The 23866-nt window shown below is 44.2% G+C and carries 20 protein-coding genes; 9 read left to right on the forward strand and 11 right to left on the reverse strand.

Annotated elements, in window-relative coordinates; translation table 11 throughout:
- Positions 1-79: 79 nt before the first annotated feature.
- The 3 genes from purD (at position 80) to D0T51_RS06900 (ending at position 2814) form a co-directional block, all read left to right on the forward strand.
- The gene (gene purD / locus D0T51_RS06890; RefSeq protein ID WP_163727069.1) at positions 80-1351 is read left to right on the forward strand and encodes a phosphoribosylamine--glycine ligase; all 1272 of its coding nucleotides are present in this window, start codon (positions 80-82) and stop codon (positions 1349-1351) included.
- A 111-nt stretch (positions 1352-1462) separates the two neighbouring features.
- Positions 1463-2380, forward strand: a complete 918-nt coding sequence (locus D0T51_RS06895; protein ID WP_163727071.1) for a hypothetical protein — start codon at positions 1463-1465, stop codon at positions 2378-2380.
- The gene (locus D0T51_RS06900) at positions 2365-2814 is read left to right on the forward strand and encodes a YqaA family protein (protein WP_163727076.1); all 450 of its coding nucleotides are present in this window, start codon (positions 2365-2367) and stop codon (positions 2812-2814) included. The genes D0T51_RS06895 and D0T51_RS06900 overlap by 16 nt, the downstream gene beginning before the upstream one ends.
- Before the next feature lie 17 nt (positions 2815-2831).
- Here D0T51_RS06900 and D0T51_RS06905 read toward each other — a convergent pair whose 3' ends face one another.
- From D0T51_RS06905 to D0T51_RS06915, 3 genes are all read right to left on the reverse strand, one after another.
- Complete coding sequence (locus D0T51_RS06905; RefSeq protein WP_163727079.1) at positions 2832-3482, reverse strand: porin family protein; 651 nt, start codon at positions 3480-3482, stop codon at positions 2832-2834.
- 99 nt (positions 3483-3581) lie between these two features.
- Positions 3582-4196, reverse strand: a complete 615-nt coding sequence (locus D0T51_RS06910; protein ID WP_163727082.1) for a polysaccharide deacetylase family protein — start codon at positions 4194-4196, stop codon at positions 3582-3584.
- A 12-nt stretch (positions 4197-4208) separates the two neighbouring features.
- Positions 4209-7475 carry a DUF2723 domain-containing protein gene (locus D0T51_RS06915; protein WP_163727085.1) on the reverse strand — a complete coding sequence of 1089 codons (3267 nt, stop codon included), beginning with the start codon at positions 7473-7475 and terminating at the stop codon, positions 4209-4211.
- A 229-nt stretch (positions 7476-7704) separates the two neighbouring features.
- On the opposite strand from D0T51_RS06915, the gene D0T51_RS06920 reads away from it, so the two are divergent.
- Together D0T51_RS06920 and rd are read left to right on the forward strand one after the other, a co-directional pair.
- Positions 7705-7926, forward strand: coding sequence for a (4Fe-4S)-binding protein (locus D0T51_RS06920; RefSeq protein WP_163727088.1), 222 nt, complete (start codon positions 7705-7707; stop codon positions 7924-7926).
- Positions 7927-8594: 668 nt separating this feature from the next.
- Entirely contained in the window at positions 8595-8756 is a 162-nt protein-coding gene (gene rd, locus D0T51_RS06925) for a rubredoxin (protein WP_163727092.1), read from the forward strand.
- An 82-nt stretch (positions 8757-8838) separates the two neighbouring features.
- Here the strand turns inward: rd and D0T51_RS06930 are convergent, their stop codons facing one another.
- The 8 genes from D0T51_RS06930 to rbr all read right to left on the reverse strand — a co-directional run bounded on the left by D0T51_RS06930 (position 8839) and on the right by rbr (position 18517).
- Complete coding sequence (locus tag D0T51_RS06930) at positions 8839-10626, reverse strand: TonB-dependent receptor (protein WP_239056727.1); 1788 nt, start codon at positions 10624-10626, stop codon at positions 8839-8841.
- A 3-nt stretch (positions 10627-10629) separates the two neighbouring features.
- Complete coding sequence (locus D0T51_RS06935) at positions 10630-13629, reverse strand: tetratricopeptide repeat protein (RefSeq protein ID WP_163727095.1); 3000 nt, start codon at positions 13627-13629, stop codon at positions 10630-10632.
- 106 nt (positions 13630-13735) lie between these two features.
- Complete coding sequence (locus D0T51_RS06940; RefSeq protein ID WP_163727097.1) at positions 13736-14257, reverse strand: NUDIX domain-containing protein; 522 nt, start codon at positions 14255-14257, stop codon at positions 13736-13738.
- A 142-nt stretch (positions 14258-14399) separates the two neighbouring features.
- Positions 14400-15371, reverse strand: a complete 972-nt coding sequence (locus D0T51_RS06945) for an ROK family protein (protein ID WP_163727099.1) — start codon at positions 15369-15371, stop codon at positions 14400-14402.
- 137 nt (positions 15372-15508) lie between these two features.
- Positions 15509-15883: a VOC family protein gene (locus D0T51_RS06950; protein WP_163727103.1), complete on the reverse strand. Its 375-nt coding sequence runs from the start codon at positions 15881-15883 to the stop codon at positions 15509-15511.
- A 12-nt stretch (positions 15884-15895) separates the two neighbouring features.
- Positions 15896-16618, reverse strand: a complete 723-nt coding sequence (locus D0T51_RS06955; RefSeq protein WP_163727105.1) for an MBL fold metallo-hydrolase — start codon at positions 16616-16618, stop codon at positions 15896-15898.
- Between the two features lie 74 nt (positions 16619-16692).
- Positions 16693-17853: a metallophosphoesterase family protein gene (locus D0T51_RS06960; protein ID WP_163727107.1), complete on the reverse strand. Its 1161-nt coding sequence runs from the start codon at positions 17851-17853 to the stop codon at positions 16693-16695.
- 82 nt (positions 17854-17935) lie between these two features.
- Positions 17936-18517 (reverse strand): rubrerythrin, encoded by a 582-nt coding sequence (gene rbr / locus D0T51_RS06965; protein WP_163727109.1) that lies wholly within the window; start codon positions 18515-18517, stop codon positions 17936-17938.
- A gap of 445 nt (positions 18518-18962) precedes the next feature.
- On the opposite strand from rbr, the gene D0T51_RS06970 reads away from it, so the two are divergent.
- The 4 genes from D0T51_RS06970 (at position 18963) to D0T51_RS06985 (ending at position 23809) form a co-directional block, all read left to right on the forward strand.
- Positions 18963-20669: a SulP family inorganic anion transporter gene (locus tag D0T51_RS06970; protein WP_163727111.1), complete on the forward strand. Its 1707-nt coding sequence runs from the start codon at positions 18963-18965 to the stop codon at positions 20667-20669.
- A gap of 53 nt (positions 20670-20722) precedes the next feature.
- Positions 20723-21493 (forward strand): 5'/3'-nucleotidase SurE, encoded by a 771-nt coding sequence (gene surE, locus D0T51_RS06975; protein WP_163727113.1) that lies wholly within the window; start codon positions 20723-20725, stop codon positions 21491-21493.
- Positions 21494-21690: 197 nt separating this feature from the next.
- Positions 21691-22827 carry a lipid-A-disaccharide synthase gene (gene lpxB / locus D0T51_RS06980; RefSeq protein ID WP_163727115.1) on the forward strand — a complete coding sequence of 379 codons (1137 nt, stop codon included), beginning with the start codon at positions 21691-21693 and terminating at the stop codon, positions 22825-22827.
- Between the two features lie 424 nt (positions 22828-23251).
- Positions 23252-23809 (forward strand): RNA polymerase sigma factor, encoded by a 558-nt coding sequence (locus D0T51_RS06985; protein WP_163727117.1) that lies wholly within the window; start codon positions 23252-23254, stop codon positions 23807-23809.
- The last annotated feature ends 57 nt before the right edge of the window (positions 23810-23866 follow it).

Consider the following 23866-nt stretch of genomic DNA (forward strand, 5'->3'; position numbering starts at 1 on the left):
ATTATAAAAAGAGGGAGGAAGCACAGTTTTTCTCTTTCAGTTCATAAACAGACAATTTATCCTTTATACTTAAAAAGACATGAATATATTACTCTTAGGATCCGGAGGTCGTGAACATGCATTGGCCTGGAAGATGGCACAAAGTGCAAAAGTAAAAAATCTTTTTATCGCTCCGGGCAATGCCGGGACCGCTCTTGTAGGGACAAATGTACCGATGAAAGCGGACGATTTTGAAGCAATCAAAGCATTTGTCACAGGCAATCAAATCGGCATGGTCGTTGTCGGTCCCGAAGATCCGTTGGTAAAAGGAGTCTATGATTTTTTCAAAAACGATGCCTCCCTGGCAGATATCCCGGTGATTGGCCCAAGTAAAGAAGGGGCTCAATTGGAAGGGAGCAAGGATTTTGCAAAAGCATTCATGTTGCGCCACCAGATTCCTACCGCTCGTTATAAAAGTATTTCGGCCGAGAACCTGGAAGAAGGATATGCCTTTCTGGAATCTCTCTCCGCTCCCTATGTGTTGAAAGCCGACGGACTGGCGGCCGGTAAAGGGGTATTGATTCTCGAGAGTCTGATAGAAGCCAAAAAGGAACTCAAAGATATGCTGGAAGGCATGTTCGGGGATGCCAGTAAAACAGTCGTCATCGAGGAGTTCCTCGACGGAATCGAATGCTCTGTCTTTGTGATGACAGACGGAACACATTATAAAGTGCTTCCCGTAGCCAAAGATTATAAACGCATCGGCGAAGGCAATACTGGGTTAAATACCGGAGGAATGGGTGCCGTCTCACCTGTGCCTTTTGCCGACGACCTCTTTATGGCCAAAGTGGACGAGCGCATTATCCGCCCGACGGTTGAAGGGCTGAAAGCGGAGAACATCGATTATAAAGGGTTCATCTTCTTGGGACTCATCGCTGTCAAAGGCGAACCCATGGTGATCGAATATAATTGTCGGATGGGTGATCCGGAAACCGAAGTGGTGATGCTCCGTCTCCAGAGCGACCTGGTAGACCTACTCGAAGGGGTTGCCGCCGGTGACCTAGACCAACGGGTATTGACCCAGGATCCGCGTGCTGCCGTTACGGTGATGTTGGTAAGTGGCGGATACCCGGAAGCCTATGAAAAGGACAAACAAATCACCGGACTAGACCAGGTATCCCCGGAAAATATTGTTTTCCATGCCGGAACAAAAGCCGCAGAGGGTAAGATCTTAACCAGTGGCGGACGTGTCATTGCCGTCAGCTCGTATGGAAAAGACAAAGAGGAAGCCCTGGCACGGTCATTCGCCGGAGCCAAAGCTATTCAGTTCGACAAGAAGTATTTCCGTTCCGATATCGGATTCGATCTCTAAACCATCCGTATGCCGGGACGAGGAACAACATACCCGTTGGGGAAAAGATATATTTTAGACAGGCCCTTTATCACTTTCAGTGTATTGGGGCTTTGTCTATTTTGCTGGATCATGGGGTATATAACCTCTCTCGGATTTCCTGTATATGAGGAGCCGACCGGTTCTCCTTTGTGGAATCAAATCTGCCGTTTATTACCCAATAAGATATTCACTTACCTGATCGGATTGGGGCTTATGTTATGTGGGGCTTTTCTGTTGTATCGCGCCAACTATGCCCTGATGCTCATCCGGGAAAAGACCCTCTTGCCTTTTCTGTTGTACGTCTTGTTCCTCAGTTCCAATGCCAACTTTTTCCCGTTAAAATCCACTACCGTGGGGGTCTTCTGCCTTATTCTGGCCCTTTACCAGCTTTTCACCTCTTATCATGACCCGGAGGCAACGGTAAAATCGTTTAAGACGGCATTGATCATTGCCATCGGAAGTCTGTTGTGGATCCATATATTGTGGTTCCTGCCTTTGTTCTGGGACGGAATGTACCGGTTTCGCACCTTGACATTGAAGACATTTGTGGCTTCTCTCTTGGGGGTGGCTACTGTCTATTGGGGAGTACTGGGATGGTGTGTATGGCAGGAAGACTATACGGCATTTACGGTTCCTTTTGCTTCCCTACTCGATATACATTTCTTGACAAAAGATGCAGCTCCTCTGTTGGATTGGGTAAATCTTATATATATTGTCATTCTCTTGATGGCTGCCGCTATCAATATCCTGACACACGAACATGAAGACAACTTACGGACCCGCCTCTTCCTCTTTTTCCTGATCAAATTTGCTTTTTGGTCACTTTTGTTCTTTTTCTTTTATAGAGAATCGGCCGAAGAGTTCATGCATATGGCATGCATCCCCGCCGCTATTCTGACAGGGCATTTCTTTTCCGTCAGACGCAACCGGTATACGGTAGCTGTATTCCTATTTACCGTCATTTTCTTCCCGACACTGTTGATGATACGTCTATGGAGTTTCTTATAGAGTATAGTTATATTGGGGTGTTTATTGCCGCCTTTCTGGCCGCAACCATCCTGCCATTCAGCAGCGAGGTGGTGTTGACAGGTGTACTATTGGCCGGTGCCTCCTACTGGCCTTGCATGGTCGCTGCCACCTTGGGTAACTTTCTGGGAGGGATGAGCTGTTATGGGTTGGGGATGCTGGGTAAGACCGAATGGATAGAGAAATACCTGAAAATGGATCCTGTGAAGATACACCGCGTACAGGAGTGGGTGAAAAACAGGGGTTCCTGGATGGCCTTTTTTGTGTTTCTACCGGGCATAGGCGACTTTATCGCTGTCGCTCTTGGTTTCCTGCGTGCCAATATATGGGTCGTAGGCGTTTCTATGTTTTTAGGAAAAGCATTACGCTATTGGCTGTGGATGGAACTTGTCTTTAAGGTGCAGCAGATCTTGTAAAGAACCTATCATCTCTTTCATTGAGCCGGACGAAAGAAGTAGCCCAAAGAGAAAGTGACATTGTTTTGGAAAAGCCTGGACTCCCCTTCCCGTTTTACAGCCCGGCGGTCGAACGTGCCGCAGAGAGAATTGATGGAGAAGAAATAACGTTTGTATTCGACAGCCAATCCGGCATTCACAGCCAGGTCGAAAGGCTTTAAGTCTTTTTCTTGTGTATTGCCGAAAACAAGATCTTCCCCTGTCTGCCGGCTGGTCATACGCCCAAACAGGGAGAAGTCTGCAACGGGACCGCATAAGATACTCACCCGCACGTCCATAATAGGAAAAGTAAACGCCAGATTCACCGGCACCTGCAAAGAATAATACCAACACCGGTTACGCAAAGCCATATTGCCCATTTCCGGTACAGAATACCAGGCTCCTCCCTGATTGGCAAAGGCTATCTCCGGACGCAATGAAAACCGTCTGTACAACGGAATATCCATCATCCCGGCAATACTATATCCCATACGTGCACCCGACTCATAAGTCGTCCCCACCTTCTGTGTCAGGGAGGAATAAGAAGCACCCGCCCGTACGCCAAAGGCTACCTGTGCGGTGGCCGGTAATATAGCCATTAGCATTACCACGATCAATGACAACCCGATTTTCCTTCTCTCTCTACGCATTCGCCCTCCTTTGTTTGGAGGACAAAGATACGTACTCTGTATAAACTGGCAATATGCCGTTTAGTTAAAAAAGGCGGAGAGCCTGTTCATGGGTTCTTATTATCTGTTGAATAGTTTGAACTGATATCCTTGCTGCTGTAACCATGCAATGGCTTTGGGCAAAGACTCTTTCATGTTTCTTTCGGCTTTCAGGGAATCATGGAAGACGATGACGGATCCGTTGCGACTGTACTTTTTCACAACATGGAACACCTCATCGGGAGTCATATGCGGACTATAGTCGCGGGTAACGACATCCCACATGATGATGCGGTAGCGGTTACGAAGGGAGAGGACTTGAGGGAAACGCATATGCCCGTGGGGCGGACGGAATAACGGACTGTCGATCAACGCCGCCGCTTTATCTACATTCGCCAGATAGTTTTTTGTCCAAAAACGGATTCCCTGGATATGGTTATAGGTGTGGTTGCCTACCTGATGTCCTCTGTCTATTATCATTTGATATACCTGCGGATGTTTGTATACATTCTCTCCGACACAGAAAAAGGTGGCCTTCACCCCATAGGTATCCAATACATCCAAAACCCACGGAGTAACCTCGGGAATCGGTCCGTCATCAAATGTGAGATAGACACATTTCTCTTCGGCCGGTATTCGCCAGGTTACTCCCGGGAACAGTACCCTGTAGTACCAGGGTGGTTGTTCTATAAACATATTTCTTTTACACTACTCTCTTTTGTTACCGCGCATGGATCCATAGGCCATCCGGTAATTATCGAATTCTTCCTGATACTTACTGCTGAAGCCTGGATTGTATTCTTTGCTGACATACAGGATTTGCTGAATGACAGCCAGGTTATGTTCCAGCTCATTCACGACAGAACGTAATTGTCCGGGTTTCAGACGGAAGTACCAATTGGCATTGCGGAACGCATTTTCAATGATTTCCGTAAATATCTTCTCTGCCTTTTCCGATTCTCCCAGTTCGTAATAGAACTCGGCAAACGAGAGGGCACTGTAGTCCAAGGGGATATTCTCAGCCGGCAATACTTCCATTCCTTTATCCAGTACAGCCAATGCTTTTTCATTCTTCTCTTCTGCCATCAGGGAAGCAGCCAGACGGGAGAACAAAGCGGTACGATAGCTCTTGGCCATACGCATCACGTTCTCATCAACATAGACGCCCGGTTTATCCAGTCCTCCCCATTTGAACTTATTCATCACATTGTCATACATCCTCTCTGTATCTACCGATTGGGCGGAGTTCTTTACATGCATCGGCACGATCTGATAGGCCAGCCCGGTCTGACGGAAATAAGGATCCAGTTTCACATATTGATCACTATTTACCGAAATGGCATAATAGATGGGACGTTCCCAGTTGTTGGTCTGTAACATATCCAGGATGATAAGTTCATGTTTGCCCAATGCCTCTTTGTCGCTAAGGTCGATCGGCATCTCTTTCAACATAGATGGAGCCTCTTCGGGTGTTAATACCCCGTTTCTCACAACAGCGGCTGAGTCTACCTTGTAGAGAAGCGTCTCTGAAGGAATATTGGGCACTTCCTGGCGATACATCGGCAGCTTTTTCGTCCGTGGATCATTGCTACGTACATAGTTTAAGGCCGCCAGAAGATCGATCGGCTGTTCGATAGCCGGCACCACATAGGCCACGTCGCGTGTGCCCTGGATATAATCTTCGCGTGTCCAGGAAATAGGTAAAGGCGCCGATTCATACGTTCCTTTTTTCATCTGATCGATGTACCAGTCGGTTTGCAGGTAACTGGTATTACATACGCGTACATCCGTACGGATGCCTTCCACCTCCTGGGCATACCATAAGGGGAATGTATCATTGTCTCCATTAGTAAACAGGATGGCGTTGGGTTCGCATGACTCCAGGTAATTGTGTCCAAAGTCACGGGCTACCTTCCGTCCGGAACGATCATGATCGTCCCAGTTTTGCGCTGCCATTTGCATCGGCACACATAAGCCGAATAGAGAAGCCAATGAGGCGGCTACCATAGCCGGTGCCTTGCCATATCTCTGCAACCCTGATGCGAGAGCGGCTACCCCGAAACCTATCCAGATGGAGAAGGCATAGAAAGAACCGGCATAGGCATAATCGCGTTCACGAACCTGCAAAGGCGTTTGATTGAGGTAGAGCACAATGGCGATACCGGTCATGAAGAAGAGAAAGAAGGTGATCCAGAAACTTTGGATCCCTTTTTTACCGGAATATGCCTGATAGAGTAATCCGAGGATACCCAACAATAAAGGGAGCATATAATAGACATTATGGCCTTTGTTATTGGCTATGTCGAGAGGCATATCGTCCTGAGGACCTACCAGTATTTCGTCGATCGGTTTGATACCGGTGATCCAGTTGCCGTTGGATACTTCTCCTTGTCCCTGGATATCGTTCTGACGACCGGAGAAATTCCACATAAAGTAGCGCCAGTACATAAAGTTCAATTGATAACCCAGGAAGAAACGGATATTCTCGGCAAAGGTAGGTTTCATCACTGTCGTATTCTCTCCGTAACGATTCTTGATCTTAACAGGCGTGCCTTTTACCATACCCCATTCTTTATAGGCTTCTATATGGCGGGAGTCACTGCTGTACATGCGGGGGAATAACATCTTGAGTTCGTCAACGTATTCGATTTCGGTATCGTAGCGCGAGATAAAGTATTTATCTTTCGTTTCTTCCCCTTCTTTTTTGATCACTTTGCTCCAGGTAGGCTTTCCTTGTTTGGTCACTAAAGTGCCTTCTTTTTCATCCCGCTTTACTTCGGATGCATAGGTATTCCCGTAAAGAAGCGGAGTGCTGCCGTATTGTTCACGCGCCAGATAAGTGCGCAAAGTGAATATGTCACTGGGGTTATTTTGATTCATCGGCGTATCGGCTGTCGCACGTATCATGATAAGGGCATACGAGGAATATCCGACAACGATCACCATCAGGGACACTAAGATCGTGTTCAACGCTTTGATGGCAATGTTTTTACGCATAAACATATAGATGGTTAACCCCACTATAATCAGAATACCTACAATGTATCCATCTCCCATAAAAGGTATACCCAACAGGACGATGGAAAGGATAAAAGCAATCTTCATACGATTCGCATGAACCGTGTCTCGCATGGTTTCCCAAATGGCCCAGCCCAATACACCGGCAAGAATAAAAATATAGAAGAAGACACCCGAGTTATACGGCATACCTAAGGTATTGACAAAGAAGAGTTCGAACCAACCACAAACCTCTACCAGTCCCTGTACCACTCCATACATCATCAATGCAATGATAGCAAAAGAGATAAATAAAGAAACTAAGGTTCCTTTCATCGTCGGATTTGGGTATTTCTTATAATAATAGACCAATACAATCGCCGGAATACACAATAAGTTCAACAGGTGAACCCCGATACTCAACCCCATCAAGTAAGCTATCAGAACAATCCAACGATCGGCATGTGCCCGATCTGCTACGGATTCCCATTTCAGGATCAACCAGAAAACAACGGCTGTAAAAAGGGATGAATAAGCATAGACTTCCCCTTCGACGGCACTGAACCAAAAGGTGTCACTGAAGGTATATGCCAAAGCCCCTACAAGCCCGCTCACCATAATGGTGATCAGTTGTGCCGGACTCATCTCTTGCCCTTCGGTAACGACTATCTTACGCGCCATATGGGTAATACTCCAGAAAAGAAACAAAATGGTCAGCCCACTGAATAAACAGGACATGACATTGACCATTACCGGAACCTGGGTTGCATCCGATGCAAACTGGGTAAACAGGTTAGCCGTTAACATAAAGAAAGGGGCACCCGGGGGATGACCCACTTCCAGTTTGTACGCCGAAGAAATGAACTCCCCGCAATCCCAAAAACTGGCTGTCGGCTCCATTGTCATCAGATAAACAGTAAAAGCGATCAGGAAAGTAGCCCATCCCAATACGTTGTTGATTAGTTTATATTTTCCCATACGTATGTATAAAGTGTGATAATTAGTTGCAAAAAAGACTACCCCTGCGCGAAGAGTCGGGCGCAAAGGTAAGCATTTACGTTTAATACCTAACGTGACAAGGGGTTATAAATTGTATATCTACCTTAGAAAGTCTTTCATGCAGAACGGATAGCCTACTTTTATAAACAATAATGTAACATCCTCTGTTTTACAACAAACACAAAGAAACCCTCAAAAACGAAAACAAATGAATAAAAAACATGAATACAGCAATGGGGAGATAACAATCATTTGGCAACCGGATTTATGCTGTCATTCCGGTATATGCGTGCAAACATTACCCCGGGTCTACTCTCCCGGAAAAAGACCTTGGATTACAATAGAGAATGCAACGACAAACGATCTGATAATGCAGATAAAGACTTGTCCTTCCGGCGCACTCAGTTATCGTATGAATGATAAAGAATGAGCACACCTCTTTTTGAGTGATTAATGATGAATGATTAGTGATTAGTGATTAGTGATTAGTGATGAACGATGAGTGAAGCGTGAAAGATTATAATTAACAATTTATAATTTACAATTAATTATTATTGACTAGCACTATCCTGGCTCCTCTTCTTGGATAAGAAGAGGGGGACCACTGCTTGCAGTNGCTCCTCTTCTTGGATAAGAAGAGGGGGACCGCTGCTTGCAGTGGTGGAGCAGTTTGAATTCTTTATAAATGCATATACTTATTTTGTAATAACTTTTCACTCCTGTTTTTTGCCACTTCACATGGGTTTATATATTTAATATTCAACACAGTAATACATCAAACTGCTCCACCACCGGCTACGCCGGCGGTCCCCCTCTTCTTATCCAAGAAGAGGAGCCGAGAGAGTGCCGGTCACTAATCACTCATCACTAAACACTAACCACTCATCACTAAATATTAATCGTTAGCTGTTAATCATTCATCTTTCCTCCTTTTCTTCGAAATTCAACCGATTGGAAAGCTCTTCCCTAAAATACGGGGGGATCCTAATTATAGTCAAAAAGTCGAATGAGACAAAAGGCATTGAACATATCCTCCGCTCCAACTGTTAATAAATTAAGTAAAGATTCCCCATTTAATAACAAATAAAAGAAAGAGACATGAAAAAGTATGAATGCAACGTATGTGGATATGTGTATGATCCGGCAGAAGGAGATCCTGAAAACGGAATAGCTCCAGGAACAGCCTTTGAAGATCTTCCGGCAGATTGGACCTGCCCCCCTTGTGGTGTAGGTAAAGAAGATTTCTCTCCGATTGATTAAATGATAAGCAATGACGATTTAAACCTAAAAGGGGCTGTCCCAAACTCGGACAGCCCCTTTTGGGTTCTTTATTATACTTAATTCAAAAGTTTATATTAATCCCGGCCATAACGTTGAACTCCTGCATGGGATAGCCATAATAAAGTTCGTATTTCTGGAATAAGAGATTATTCAGTTTCACATACGCACCAAAGGTATCGTTGACTGTATAAGAGGCTGTAAGATTCAATTCATTGATATTTTTCAACTTAAACTGATTGCCTCCATATAAGGCATACCGATCGGTAGCCAGGTTATAATCCAAGGCCAGGGACAGCTTATGTATCGGACGGATTGTCAAGCCAGCATTGAATTCAAACCGCGGTCTTCCCAAAGAGGATATTTCATACTCCTTATACGACTCATCCCAATCGCTATCCAACTCTGTAGTCCAATGATTATACACAGCCTTCAGATGCATATCAAACAATTGTTGATAGTTGTATTTAAACTGAACACCTGCAAACAATAGTTTGGAGTCCATATCTCCGGCTGCCGCCATTTGTCCCCCAAAATCATTATCCAAATAGCTCATACCGGATATAAAAAGATAATCATCACTTATGATCTTATACCCCCCAAAAACATCAAACCAGAAACCAGGAGCAACTCCGCTTTTGAGTCCTACTTTACTGTCGAGCCAATTGCGGGAAGGGACATATCCTGTATTCGGGTTGATATAACGGTTAATACGGGACACCTCGTACAAACTATTGGACTGCAATTTACCTGTAGCCTGTGCGTATAATACCGTTTTATCTGCCACCTCTACATCGGCAAATACATTGGGCGATGCCATAAACTTCTTATTATCTCCAGTGAAAAACATAGCGTTTACACCGAGGTGCACATGCCAACTGCCACCATCCATTTTGTAATAAGGTGACAAGGTCGCTTCCATATAATTTTCAAAAGAAGTAGCATAGACAACATCTCCGACAATAAGTTCCGCCGGTTGATTGTAATTGAAGTAGTTTATATTCCCACTCAAGCCCACACGCTGATCGGTAAGAACCGGGATATTTATATCAAACTTCCCGTTCAGGCTATGCTCGGTAGGCCCATCTTGCTTTTCATTAAAGCCATATTTATAAGAGAAGTTCGTATAAGCCAGGTCGAACAAATACCCAATAGGAGCATCTTCTGTTCTGGAAGCTATTCCCGTGTAAAAATGAATGGTCTGATTGACCTGTTTGGTCTCACGATCTGCTTTCGGATTTATTATCCCTGTAGCTGTAGGAATGGATATATCCAGCGGCAACCCATAATAATTAAATGTTGAATACCCATAATGAGCCCCCAATTTGAAAGAGGCTTTTTCGAAGTGGTGGCGGAAATTAAGCCCGCCCAGGTTATCATTTAATTTCGCCTTTATCTTCTCCTCATTCTGCAGGTATTGCAGCTTTCCATGCGTCGAACGGTGGGAAAAGAATATATTCAACTGATCTTTATCCGAGTTCAGAATATGATATCCGGCATCTCCATTCAGGTTCATATAGGTTCCTCCTGCCAGACTCAGGTATCCTCTCTTTTTATTATAAGAGATATCCGTCAGGATATTGCCTGAAGATAAGAGATGAATTTCTTTCATCGGATCCGTCGGCAATGCAAAAGAAGCATAATCAATCGGAATCTTTCTCACTTCAGGTTCTTTGATAACAGGAAGTGTATTCACTTTATTCGCGTCTTGCACAGAAGGATCATACTCCCGCTCAAGCGTCATCTCCCGGTTCATATAGTTTGTCGCATCTTCCTGTGCACTTACCATGGACGAAGCGCCCAATAGGGCTACGACACCGTATACTTTTATTTTATTGATCGTCTTCATCATGTTTTATTTCTTTAGTTTTCCCAGTCTGTCTTCAATCATCCCGGCGATGTCGTCATCTGCCTTATAGTTGTTCTGTAAACTATTCAGATACACACGCGCCTGTACATCATCTCCCTGACGGATGTAAATGTCTGCCCACAAGATAAAACCACGTGCCAACCAATACTGATGGGGAGTCCCATTCTTGGCATATTCTTCCAGTATCTGGATCGCTTGGGCATCGTCATTATTGTCATAATATCCCTGCGCCAACAAATACTTCGCTTCCGCCCCATGCACGGTACGGGTATCTTTGCTAAGCTCCTTCAGGTCATCTACTGCCAGAGTCTCTTGTCCCAGTGATATATGTGCTTTCGCCCGTATATAGCGGGCCTCGGCTATTAATTCGGGAGAGAGTTTGGAATCTTTCAACAAATCATTGGCAGCCAACAAAGCCTCTTTCGGTTGCTCCAAGAACTGGGCAGAACGCATAAGGCCTAATTTAGCCGCTTCTTTATTCACCGGGTTTTCCGCAAATGCCGACAATTGTTTGAATGTTGTCATTGCCTCTGCATAGTCTTTATTCAGGTATTCGATCTCTGCCTTACGCGCCAAAGATTCTTCTCTGAACTTCGTATCCCCGCTATCCAGTACACGCACAAAGTATTGTTTGGCATTCTCATACTCTTTATTGGTAAAGGCTATACTTCCCAGATAATAATTCGCATTCGAATGAAAGGCTCCCTCCGGGAAGTTCTGCAGATAATTCCCCATACTACGACGGGCAGCATCATTGTCACCACGCAAGAAGAGACGCTCCGCAGCAATATAGGTCAGAGAGTCCTGTTGCGGTACATCTATGTATATATACCCTCCCAGAGAGTTTACATAAGTTGTATACGCCTGGATATCATTCAAATCCACATATACCGACCGTAAGTCATTCAAAGCCACACGTGCCTCTTCACTTCCCGGATAATTACTTATTACCCGTTTGTATGCCGCTGCTGCTTTTTCCGGTTGATTTCCATTGAAGTAGATCAATCCAAGCTGCACACCAGCCTTACGGGCCAGGCTGCTATGAGGGAACTGTTCCATCAAGATATCAAAGGTCGTAGCCGCCTGGTTATCCTCTTCCAATAAGACATACGAGCGTCCCTTCTCATACAAGGCATCATCTACATATTGCGATTCGGGGAATTCCCGGATCAAACGATCCATCTCCCTTACTTTGCCCCGATAATCCTTTTGCAAGCCTAATACAAAACCTTTCTGATAAATAGAATAATCACCGGCCGAAGGAGATACCTCTGCCGCTTTATTGTAGTTCTCTTCAGCCTGTGCAAACTGACGGTTATGGAAAAGACAATCACCTATACGATTGAATGCATCCGCATAAGTTGCCGCCCGCTGGTCTTTCTCCAACTGGGTATACTGCGTGAAACGGCTTAAAGCTTCACTATAGTCTTTGAGTTTGAAGGAGCTATATCCCAGGTTATAATGAGCCAAGGCATACATATCCGTATTTCGTTGACGTGTATTGTTCAGGTAGGTACGATAATCAGCGATCGCTTTCTGGAATTCCCCCTTACGATAAAGGGATTCTCCCCGCCAGAAATAAGCATCATTGCGCGCATCCGCATTATAGGTCCCCAAGTCAATAGCCCGGGTAAAATAAGTCAATGCATTCTCCAACTTTACATTTGTAAAGGCCTGCGTACCTAGCTGGAACAAGATATCCTGTTTCGCTTCGAGTATCTTTGCACTAGGCTTTTTTATTTTTTCAATGGAAGTCAAAGCGGCATCATAATTCTTTGTCGTAAGATACACCTCTACCAGGTAGTCATTTACCTTATCCGCATATTGGGAGTTCGGAAAGTCATTGAGGAAGTCTTCAAAAATAGATACCGACTCACCGAATCCGGTAAAACGAGTCTCATGTATCAGTAAGGCGTAATTGTATAACGCCACCTCCCGTATCTGTTCATCATAAGAGGCAGTTGCCGCCGCTTCAAAAGCCATACGCGCATTGTTCTTATCTTTCAACCGAAGATAAGATTGCCCCAGATACAAATAAGCATTTTGTGTCAGTAGATCATCCTGTGTAACCGTCCGCCCGAAAGCATTCACCGCACTATTGAAGTTTCCTTTATTAAAATAAGATACCCCCAGGATATACAAATCACCCCGCAAAGGAGCCTCTGCCGAAGACACATATTGACTCAGCCTGTCAATGGCTTTATCCTGATCACCCTGATGATAATAAGAGTTACCCAGTATACGATACATCTCGTTGTTATTCTTACTGGAAGGATAGGCAGTCAACAACGCTTCTCCTTCACCGATAACCCGTTCGTATTTATTTTGGATAAAATAGATTTGCGTTATATAATAGAGCGATTGCTCCTTATAAGCCGGTATGTCTTTGAGGCGGGAGAACGCTACCAAAGCATCCTCGTATGCACCGTTCACATAATCGATATAAGCCACATAATAGGAAGCAGCTTCCCGGTAAGTGGATCCGATTTGTTGGATACGGGTAAAATACCCTCTGGCTTTTTCAACCTCTCCGGTCTGTAATAAAGCATATGCCAAGCGATAGGAATAAGCCTCCTGCTGCTCGACGCATAATAGATCCATATTGGATTCATGAAACCAGAAAATGGCCTTCTGATATTCTTCCCGGTCAAAATAGACAGAGGCTACCAGGAAGTTCATCTCATCCCGGTGCCGCGCATCCGGATAAGTGTCCAGGTACTCTTTCAATACCCGATCGGCATCTTCCCTTCCTTGCTCAAAAGCGGCATAAGCCAACATATAATCAGCTTCCTGAATCAGGTCGGCATCTTTCGCTTTCAGTTTATAGGCCTCTAACTTATCAATGGCTCCCGGATAGTTTTTCAACTCAAAGAAGTCTTTACCTTCCATAAACAAACGATCCGGTGCTTCATACTGATACGATCGCTGACCGATAGCCATATGACTAACAAGCACCAGACACAGCGGAATAAGTTTTTTTCTCATCACTCCTCTTTTTTTATTTACAAACATCGGATGATGCCTGTCGGTTCAAAGTTGCAAAGATATAGAATTCATAACGAAGTAATAGAATAGTATATTACAAAAAGAATTAATAGGCAGCCAGATAAAGAGAGACTGCTTTACGGACAGACTCCAACCCAAAATCCTCCGGGTTCAACTCTTCCCGGCGAACGATACATATCTCTTCTGCATCATCATTGGCTACAGCCCCCATAAAGTCCTGCACCTCACATTCAAAAAAGAGATCCAATGTATGCACTTTAAAACCGGAATACGGATAAATATTAGGAATTGAGAACAAATAACGACAAGCGGAAATATCCAGATTGGTCTCCTCTTTCACCTCCCGGCGTACTGCATCTTCTCCGGTTTCAAACATATCGACAAATCCTCCGGGCAGATCTAACGTATTCTCTGCCGGTGCTTGCCCCCGCCTTACAATCATCAATTCACCTTTTGTATTTTTTATAAAACAGGCTACTGCCGCCGATGGATTGAAATAATAAACAAACCCGCAACTGGCACACCGGCTTGCCTTTTCATTGGTCGGCATAAATGTGCGCTGCCCACATACCGGGCAATATTCGAATGTCTCTAATGGATGTCTCATCTTTTGTTTTCGGATAATAGGAAAAAGTTCGTTCAAAGTCTCCTATAGGTAAGAATAAAAATAAAGACACAAAAAACACAGAGGAGGAATATTCCTTTACCCCCTGTCTTTTTGTGTCTTTGTCTCAATGATTGTATAAAGATTACTCTAAGCCTTTGGCTTCCCATCCCAAAGCGCTGGCACCTAAAACGGCAGCATCACTTTCTTTCAGTTGAGAGAAGAGTAATTTTGTTTTTCCGGCAAATACCTTCAACATATTCTTTTCCATAGATTCCTTGATCGGGTTCATGATCAGGTCACCTGCTTTTGTCAAGCCTCCGAAAAGAATAATCGCTTCCGGGCTGGAGAAAGCCACAAAGTCTGCAAACGCTTCACCCAACATATGACCGGTAACTTCGAATATTTCAAGAGCAACCTTGTCATTCTTCATGGCTGCATCGTATACATCTTTAGATGTAATGTCATCCGGATTAATATCACGTAATACACTTTCATCCTTGCGAATTTCCAAATATTCACGGGCTGTACGGGCTACACCGGTAGCGGAGGTATACGCCTCCAGGCAACCCTGGCGACCACAACCACACATACGTCCGTTGTTACGACGAATGATCACATGCCCCAGCTCACCGGCAAAACCATCATGACCATACACCAGATTACCATTGACAACGATACCGCTACCCACACCTGTTCCCAATGTGATCACAATAAAATCCTTCATCCCGCGGGCTGCTCCGTAAGTCATCTCTCCGATAGCCGCAGCATTCGCATCGTTTGTTAATGCAACAGGGATTCCATTTACCGATTCACTAATCAATTGTGCCAAAGGAATTTTACCTTCCCAGGGTAGATTCGGGGCAAACTCAATACATCCGTTGAAGAAGTTTCCATTCGGAGCCCCTACACCGATTCCTTTGATCTTATCGTATCCACCGGCCTGGTCTATAACGCCTTCCAATCCTTTCGCCAGTTCCGCCACATAATCATTTACATCTGCATGCTTTCCTGTCTTGATTGAGCTACTGTACAAGATCTGTCCTCTTGCATCCACAACACCAAACACCGTATTGGTTCCACCAATATCTATCCCTATTACATAAGGTTTTTCCATGTTATTCATTTTTAGGATTAATAATAAAGTATTTTTACCGGGTAGCAAATATACCAAAATTGTTGAAAGTGGATCGTTGAAAGTAAAAAGTTTTTGATTCATTCACATTTCCACTTTCCATTCTTCACAATCTCTTATCAGGCCGGCAATATTTCAATCCAATAATCGTCGGGGTCATTTATAAAATACAGGCCCATCTCTTCGTTCTCAAAACAGACACAGTCCATCTCTTTATGATAGGCACGTACCTTATCGTAATCACCAGCCACACGAAAACACAGATGCGTTTCGTTATCTCCCAGTTCATACGACTCCTGGCGATCACGCAGCCAGGTAAGTTCCAGAAGGAAACCCGTTTGTTCGTCCGTCAGGTAAACAAGAATGAAAGAACCGTCTGCCGCCTCTTTCCGGTGATGCTCTTTGAGGCCGAGGGCTTTATGGTAGAAGGCTATGCTTCTTTCCAGGTTCAACACATTGATATTCAAATGATCAAATCTTCCTTTTATTTCCATAAATTCATTTATTTAAATGTCTACACTTTGTCCTTTTTCCGTCCAGCCGGCAAATGGCACGCCCCGTTCCTGCGCATATTGTTTGAAAGGGAGTAACTTATTATACCTTTCTCCAAAATGCATCGGAGCAAATAAACCGGTCTCGATACGGTGAATAAACTGTTCGGCTCCCCGGGCAAAATCACTCCCCAGGCGAGGGTCGACGGGGAACAGGGCAACGTCTAAATGCGGTGTCGTCTTGGCCAACAATTCCAGTTCATTCAGGTAATTCCTTTCTGCCACTGCCACCTCCTGGGCTGTAGACTCGTCTTTCCAATGCCAATTATTCAAATCGCCGGCATGAAAAATAAATCTCCCCTCTATTTCTATTAAAAAGGAGATGCCTATATCCGTAGATCCGAAAGCCTTTATCTTCAGATTCTCATCCTGATATTGCTCGCCTTTCATCAAATAAAGTGCATCTTCGGCTTTTGCCTTCTTATGGCGCAGGATATCCCGGGAAAAGATATATTGAATATCTGCTTTCTGCTTCTTCCATTCCAACACCTCCGGATTGAAATGATCGGGATGAAAATGAGAGGACAAGACATATAATTTACCGGGACGCGACAAGAGCGTATCGTGTACATATCCCTCGACAGGAGATACGCCCGTATCTTTGAAATAGTCTATCAATAGCGCAAAACCATCTGCTTCAATTACATATCCACTATGAAAAATATAAACCAGTCTCATCTTACAAACATACAAAAAAAATCTGCACAACAGCTTCTAACTCTTGTGCAGACATTTCTATTCTTTTTTTCGATTTACAATTTTATCTCTTTCACAAATTTACCCGTATCATCGGTTATATGTAAGGTTATTTGTTTATCCTTCGCCTGAACCCGGACAATATGTTTGTTGGAATTTATCAGGATAGGAAAGTTACAGTCTTCCTCTCCTTTCGGGATAAAGTGATGCCGGTGCAAATGAGCACTTAACATCAAGTCGATACCGGCAGCATTCAACAAAGGAATAAAATGTTTCTTCACCTGTATCGGACCATGCCAGGTCGAACGGATCGGGGGCACATGCATAACGGCGATCTTTATAGGTGCTTGTTTGAAAGCCTCACTCTCAAGTGTTTCTTTCAACCAGTTGATCTGATTTTCCCTGTATAGGTCGAAAGCAGCCAAGCCATGGTACTCAATATCACTATCCGGTTTATCTTCTCCTCCGTCCAATACGATAAAGAAAACGGGACCCTGTCGGAACGCATAATAAGGTTGCCCGGTAGGGGTTGGGAAATAGTTTATATATGCATTGGAGAAGGTGCCACGGGTCTCATGATTGCCTCGGGCCATAAAGAAAGGAAGCTCCGCAGCAAACGATTTAGAAGCCTGGGTAACGAAGCCGTCAAACACTTGTTTTTCCGAGAACATATTGCTTACCATATCTCCGTTGAAAAGGATAAAATCCATCTCTTTCAGATCGACGTTCTTGATTAGGTTCCCCAATAGTTCATTGTTCTCATGGATATCATTCACCATGGCAAATGTCATTTCCGGCTTAGACAAGTCTAATGTCTTGAACACATAAGGATTCTGGCGATACACATTGCTGGCCGCCACCTTCCCATAACCGACAAAATAAGGTTCGAAGGCAGTTACCTCTTTCGAATAGATACGATACCGATAAGAAGTCGCTTTCTGCAAACCGGTGATCTTCACCTTATGCAAGGTGCCGACCTCTTTCTTTCCGAAATTTGTCTGGTAAAAGCGAGGACGTTCTTCCGCATAGAAATGACTGCCATCATCAGGAGCCAGTTCCACCCAGGAAACGGCGTCTTTGGTGGTGGTCCATACAACGGTAACTTCATGTTCGGTCATCCCTTGCAGATAAGGACCGTATGCAATCTTAAAATCACTTTGAGCCAAAGCGACGAAAGGAAGGATAAAGAGAAAAAATAAAAAGGAAAGCTTTTTCATATCGTTTATTATTAAAAATAAAAAGGGAGGATTTGAAAATCCTCCCCAAAGTTAACGAATTATCTGAAATGCTTTTTCGAAATCAGGCATAATTTTGTTTCATCGGTTCAAAGTAAGCTTGTGGGTGTTCACAGGCCGGACATTGTACCGGAGCACTCTTGCCCTCAGAAACAAAACCACAGTTACGGCATTGCCACAGGGTCGTTTCTTCTTTTTCAAATACCTGATTCAATTCTATGTTTTGCAATAACTGAAGATAGCGTTTTTCGTGCTCTACCTCCACCTTGGCGATCATACGGAAAGCCGTTGCGATTTTCGGGAATCCTTCTTCTGCAGCCACATCCGCCCAAGCGGGATAGAGATCAGACCATTCTTCGTTCTCTCCGGCAGCGGCAGCAGCCAGGTTCTCTTGAGTCGTCCCGATCACTCCGGCAGGAAACGAACCGGTTATTTCCAACATGCCGCCTTCAAGGAATTTAAAGAAACGTTTCGCATGTTCCTTTTCCTGGTCAGCCGTTTCTGTAAAAACAGCTGCAATCTGTTCATACCCTTCCTTTTTAGCCACACTGGCAAAGAAGGTATAACGCATTCTTGCCTGAGACTCACCAGCAAACGCCTTTAATAAATTTTGTTCCGTACGGGTTCCTTTGATACTTTTTTCCATAATGCTTTATTTTTTTATGTAAGAATAATTGCGAGTTTGTATAACCGCTGAATTAAAATGATAGACAAATGTAAGAACTGTAAAATGATACGGCGTATGATTTAACTAGATAATATTTATCGAAAGATAAACAAAATTGATAACGTTCCGGCCATAGAATCGGAAAACAATCGCCGCCCCTTCTTTTTATCGTTCCCTTTTCGTTTCATCGCATGTATATACAAAACGAATAAAGGCCGTAAAAGGTTCAATCCTTATTCGATTTTTTTGAAAAAACGATACCGGAAAGAGGATAAAAAAGCATATATACAGGCGTTCATATACAAGGCCTGACTCAAATTTGTAAAGGGGAAAGATTTTCCGAAAGCTCTTTCAAGTTATTTAGCTTCCGTTTGTATTTATTTATAACTTTGCGGTCTCAATTAATCAGGTATTTAGTATTGAAATGAACAAATTTGACTTTCAGCCTAAACTTTTCAAAGCTATTCAAAGCTATTCAAAAGAAAAGTTTTTGTCCGACCTGATGGCCGGTATTATTGTTGGGATCGTAGCACTTCCCTTAGCTATCGCGTTCGGTATCGCATCCGGAGTAAGCCCTGAAAAAGGGTTAATCACAGCTATCATTGGTGGTTTTATCGTCTCCTTCCTGGGAGGGAGCAGTGTACAAATCGGGGGACCGACAGGCGCTTTCATCGTCATCGTTTATGGAATCATCCAGAATTTCGGCATCGAAGGACTGGCTATCGCCACCGTGATGGCCGGTATCCTATTGGTTATCATGGGAGTACTCAAATTGGGTACAGTCATCAAATTTATCCCCTACCCGATTGTTGTCGGTTTCACGAGCGGTATCGCCCTGACCATCTTTACCACACAAATGAAAGACCTGTTCGGATTAACCATGGAACGAGTGCCGGCAGATTTCATATCGAAATGGATTGCCTACTTTCAAAGTATACAGACAATCAATTGGTGGTCCCTACTCATCGGTATCATCAGCATCGTGATTATCGTATACACACCCAAAATATCCAAAAAGGTTCCCGGATCGCTGATCGCTATTATCGTCATGACCCTGCTTGTGTACGTCATGCGAAATATACTGGGCATTACGGCCATCGAGACCATTGGTGACAGGTTCACCATTGATGCTTCGTTGCCGCAACCGGAAAGTATATCATTCAATATGGAGACAATCAACCGCCTCTTGCCTTCCGCTTTTACCATTGCCATGCTGGGAGCGATCGAATCTTTATTATCCGCGACGGTAGCCGATGGGGTTACAGGCGACAAACACAATTCCAACACGGAACTAATTGCACAGGGAGCCGCCAATATCGTTGTCCCCATCTTCGGCGGTATACCCGTAACAGGGGCTATAGCCCGCACAATGACCAATATAAACAATGGCGGACGGACTCCTGTGGCAGGGGTTATTCATGCGGTGGTATTATTACTTATCTTATTATTCCTGGGTCCCCTGACCGTACATATTCCTATGGCCTGCCTGGCTGGCGTATTGATCATCGTATCGTACAATATGAGCGAATGGCGTAACTTCCGCTCTCTCTTGAAAAATCCCAAAAGTGATGTCTATGTCCTGTTGGCCACCTTCTTCCTGACCGTTATCTTCGACCTGACGATTGCCATCGAGATCGGATTACTGATGGCCATGTTGCTCTTCATGCGCCGGGTGATGCATACGACGCGTGTATCCGTTGTCCGGGACGTCGTCGACCTCTCCCAGGAAGGAGAAATACAACGCGACGAAGAGAAACTCATACTGCCTAAAGGGGTCGAAGTATATGAGATAGACGGTCCGTTCTTCTTCGGGGTTGCCAATAAGTTTGACGGGGTGATGCAGACCCTCGGAGACAAACCCAAAGTGCGTATCATCCGTATGCGGAAAGTACCTTTCATGGACTCAACAGGACTGCATAACCTCGAAAGCCTGTTGCGCCTCTCCCAGTCTGAAAACATACAAATCATCCTTTCAGGTGTAAACACCGAAGTGCGCCATATGCTGGTCAAATCCGGCTTCGACAAGAAGATAGGAATCGAAAACATCTGCAGCGACATCAACCACGCTGTTGCCAAAGCAGAAAGCCTTATCCATAAACAAACGATGAACGATGAACGAATCGCAGATTAGATATACTTTTCCTATCTTTGCTTCGAAAAAGCAAAGAGAAAACAAATAAAGGTATGGTAAACGAACGTCCGCTTATTCTGATTACAAATGATGATGGTGTGTATGCCAAAGGCATAAATGAGTTAGTAAAATGTCTCCGCGATCTGGGAGAACTGGTTGTATTTGCTCCGGACGGTCCCCGTTCAGGCATGGGAAGCGCTATCACTTCTTTGGTTCCGATAAAATATGCCTTATTAAAGAAAGAGCCAGGTTTAACAGTGTATAAATGTACCGGTACGCCTGTCGATTGTGTGAAGCTGGCGATAAACGAGGTATTGGATCGTCAACCCGATCTCTTAGTTTCCGGTATCAATCACGGGGGAAATATGGCCATTGCGGTGAACTATTCGGGAACGATGGGAGCAGCTGCCGAAGGATGTATTTTCGATATACCCTCGTTGGGTGTTTCCCTGTTGGACAGCTCGCCGGATGCAGACTTCTCAGAGTCCTGCCGTTTGGGCCGTATGATTGCCCGGCGGGTGATAAAGGACGGGCTTCCCCGCGGTACGTACCTGAACCTGAACGTTCCCAACCAATCCGAGGTAAAAGGATTGAAGATCTGTCGCCAGGCTGCCGGACGCTGGACGCGCGAATTTATGCGCAGCGAAGCACCGAACGGAGAGTCTGTGTTCTGGTTGACGGGCAACTTTGAAAATGCCAAACCCATTCATCCCGACAACGACACCCTGGCTTTGGACAGCGGATATGCTTCTCTTGTCCCCTGCAAGATCGATGTGACAGACTATGACTTTATGTGTAAGATAAATCATTGGGAAATACATTGATAATGGAAAATGGAATCGCAGATCGCTTAGCGAAGCGTAAAGCAAAATGGATAATTGAAAATGAAGAAGAGAACAATTCTTTTTATTTTCAATGGAGATATACTTTACCGAGTAATCTTTGATTTCATTTTCCATTTTGCTTTACGCTTCGCTAAGCGATCTGCGATTCAATTCTCCATTTTCAATTTTCAATACATATGCGTTATTATCTAATTGCCGGCGAAGCATCCGGAGACTTACATGCTTCTAATCTAATGGCCTCGCTGAAACAGCAAGACCCGGAGGCAGATTTTCGCTTTCTGGGAGGAGACCTGATGCAAAAGGTGGGTGGTACTCTGGTGAAACATTACAGGGAGATGGCCTATATGGGCTTTATCCCTGTCTTACTCCATTTGCGTACGATATTGAAGAATATGCAGAGCTGCAAAGAGGATATTCGCCGGTATGCACCGGATGTGGTTATCTTGGTGGACTATCCGGGCTTTAACCTGCAGATTGCAAAGTTTGTTAAGACGGTACTGCGATTGCCGGTTTATTATTATATATCCCCCAAGATATGGGCCTGGAAAGAATACCGCATCAAGAGTATCCGGCGGTATGTAGACCGTATGTTCTGTATTCTTCCTTTTGAGAAAGACTTTTATCAAAAACATAATTATGCCATTGACTATGTAGGCAACCCTTCTGTCGATTCGGTAAATAACTACCTGACGAATCATCCCGTTTCCTTGCATACATTAAAAAAAGAAGCTTCCCTCTCCGACAAACCCATCCTGGCCCTCTTGGCCGGTAGCCGCAAGCAAGAGATAAAAGACAATCTGCCGGTCATGCTGGAAGCGATCGCCCATTTCCCGGACTACCAAGCAGTGATTGCCGGTGCTCCCGGTATCGACAAGACCTATTATAAACAGTATATCGGAGACCACCCGGTCACGATTGTCTTTGATAAAACATATGCCCTTTTGCAACAGAGTAGTGCCGCCTTGGTGACATCGGGCACGGCAACGCTAGAGACTTCTTTGTTTTTAGTCCCCCAGGTCGTCTGTTATTATACACCGGCAGGGAAATGGGTCCATTTTGTTTTTCGTCATTTCTTTCATATCCGCTACATCTCGCTTGTCAACCTGATTGCAGGCCGTGAAGTCGTGCAGGAATTGTTCGGCGAACGCTTCTCTCTCTCAAACATAAAAGAAGAGTTGGAAAGAATCCTTCAGGATGCATCCTACCGCGAGAAAATGATCTCCGACTATAAAGAGATCGTCTCTATCTTAGGTGCTCCCGGTGCCTCCCAACGTGCCGCCGAATTGATTTATCAGTCGTTGAAGAAGGCGTAAAGAGTCCTTATCCCCTTTATCCCGGATTTTATTACCACCCGCAGGTATTCCAACCCCTTACTTCCTGTCAATTAAAAGTGTCGATAGCCGTCGACACTTGTGCTGATATATGTCGACACTTTTGCCGATATATATCAGCACAATTGCCGACGTATATCGGCAATTGTGCCGACAGATGTCAGCAATTTTATTTATTCCCTTTTTTGTACCTATAAAACGAAGTCGGGGCAATCGGAAGGGTTGAAATTGGGGAGGTTGCTATTGAGATACACCAACAGTCCGATTTATGAAATAAGGCAACAAAAGCATTTTATGAAAAAGAATGTGAAAAGAATGATGGGTTTGAATCCGGATAATACTAATATTTCCCTATTTTTGTGGTATTTTTATGTTTTACGATAATCTTTCCCTCTTTTGGTAAAAAATGTTGAAAACAAAACAAAACGATTACAAAATATTGTATGAGAAATACATAAATCAAATGTATTCCTACGGTAAGTCGTTGGGCATTGCCGATGATGTTTTGTATGATTTTATCCATGACATTTTTCTTCATCTGTTTGAATATAAGAATGAGATAGCCCAAGGCGAACAGGGGAAATTTTATCTGTTACGTAGCTTGAAGAACCGCTTCATTTCGCAGATAAGAAAAGAGGTTGATCAGGTAGCCCTCACAGATATTGAAGAGTACGACTTTGAGATATCTATTACCGGCTTAGATCGTATAGAAGAAGAAGAGGAGCGGAAAGAGACAGGCAGGCAAATAGAACAAATGTTAGCCTGTCTTACCAGCCGACAGCGCGAGGCCATCTATTTGCGCTATATGCAAGGGTTGGAATACAATGAGATAGCGGAATTATGCGATCTAACTCCTAAAGGTGCCCGTAAGTTGATTTACCGTGCGATCGATCGTCTGCGTGAACAATACGGATCCGTGTCTTTACTTTATCTTTTCTTATTAAAAGATATTTTTCCATTTTAATGGGGTCATTTTTTCTTTTTATGCGTATGTATTAAAAACAACGTGTAAAAAGAATTT

It is taken from the genome of Parabacteroides sp. 52, assembly GCF_010500925.1.
GTDB lineage: Bacteria > Bacteroidota > Bacteroidia > Bacteroidales > Tannerellaceae > QVMG01.

What these genes read in the sequence shown, in the direction of transcription:
- purD (WP_163727069.1), top strand. Translation starts at nt 80, where the DNA reads ATGAATATATTACTCTTAGGATCCGGAGGTCGTGAACATGCATTGGCC.
- D0T51_RS06895 (WP_163727071.1), top strand. Translation starts at nt 1,463, where the DNA reads ATGGGGTATATAACCTCTCTCGGATTTCCTGTATATGAGGAGCCGACC.
- D0T51_RS06900 (WP_163727076.1), top strand. Translation starts at nt 2,365, where the DNA reads ATGGAGTTTCTTATAGAGTATAGTTATATTGGGGTGTTTATTGCCGCC.
- D0T51_RS06905 (WP_163727079.1), bottom strand. Translation starts at nt 3,482, where the DNA reads ATGCGTAGAGAGAGAAGGAAAATCGGGTTGTCATTGATCGTGGTAATG.
- D0T51_RS06910 (WP_163727082.1), bottom strand. Translation starts at nt 4,196, where the DNA reads ATGTTTATAGAACAACCACCCTGGTACTACAGGGTACTGTTCCCGGGA.
- D0T51_RS06915 (WP_163727085.1), bottom strand. Translation starts at nt 7,475, where the DNA reads ATGGGAAAATATAAACTAATCAACAACGTATTGGGATGGGCTACTTTC.
- D0T51_RS06920 (WP_163727088.1), top strand. Translation starts at nt 7,705, where the DNA reads ATGAATAAAAAACATGAATACAGCAATGGGGAGATAACAATCATTTGG.
- rd (WP_163727092.1), top strand. Translation starts at nt 8,595, where the DNA reads ATGAAAAAGTATGAATGCAACGTATGTGGATATGTGTATGATCCGGCA.
- D0T51_RS06930 (WP_239056727.1), bottom strand. Translation starts at nt 10,626, where the DNA reads ATGATGAAGACGATCAATAAAATAAAAGTATACGGTGTCGTAGCCCTA.
- D0T51_RS06935 (WP_163727095.1), bottom strand. Translation starts at nt 13,629, where the DNA reads ATGAGAAAAAAACTTATTCCGCTGTGTCTGGTGCTTGTTAGTCATATG.
- D0T51_RS06940 (WP_163727097.1), bottom strand. Translation starts at nt 14,257, where the DNA reads ATGAGACATCCATTAGAGACATTCGAATATTGCCCGGTATGTGGGCAG.
- D0T51_RS06945 (WP_163727099.1), bottom strand. Translation starts at nt 15,371, where the DNA reads ATGGAAAAACCTTATGTAATAGGGATAGATATTGGTGGAACCAATACG.
- D0T51_RS06950 (WP_163727103.1), bottom strand. Translation starts at nt 15,883, where the DNA reads ATGGAAATAAAAGGAAGATTTGATCATTTGAATATCAATGTGTTGAAC.
- D0T51_RS06955 (WP_163727105.1), bottom strand. Translation starts at nt 16,618, where the DNA reads ATGAGACTGGTTTATATTTTTCATAGTGGATATGTAATTGAAGCAGAT.
- D0T51_RS06960 (WP_163727107.1), bottom strand. Translation starts at nt 17,853, where the DNA reads ATGAAAAAGCTTTCCTTTTTATTTTTTCTCTTTATCCTTCCTTTCGTC.
- rbr (WP_163727109.1), bottom strand. Translation starts at nt 18,517, where the DNA reads ATGGAAAAAAGTATCAAAGGAACCCGTACGGAACAAAATTTATTAAAG.
- D0T51_RS06970 (WP_163727111.1), top strand. Translation starts at nt 18,963, where the DNA reads ATGAACAAATTTGACTTTCAGCCTAAACTTTTCAAAGCTATTCAAAGC.
- surE (WP_163727113.1), top strand. Translation starts at nt 20,723, where the DNA reads ATGGTAAACGAACGTCCGCTTATTCTGATTACAAATGATGATGGTGTG.
- lpxB (WP_163727115.1), top strand. Translation starts at nt 21,691, where the DNA reads ATGCGTTATTATCTAATTGCCGGCGAAGCATCCGGAGACTTACATGCT.
- D0T51_RS06985 (WP_163727117.1), top strand. Translation starts at nt 23,252, where the DNA reads ATGTTGAAAACAAAACAAAACGATTACAAAATATTGTATGAGAAATAC.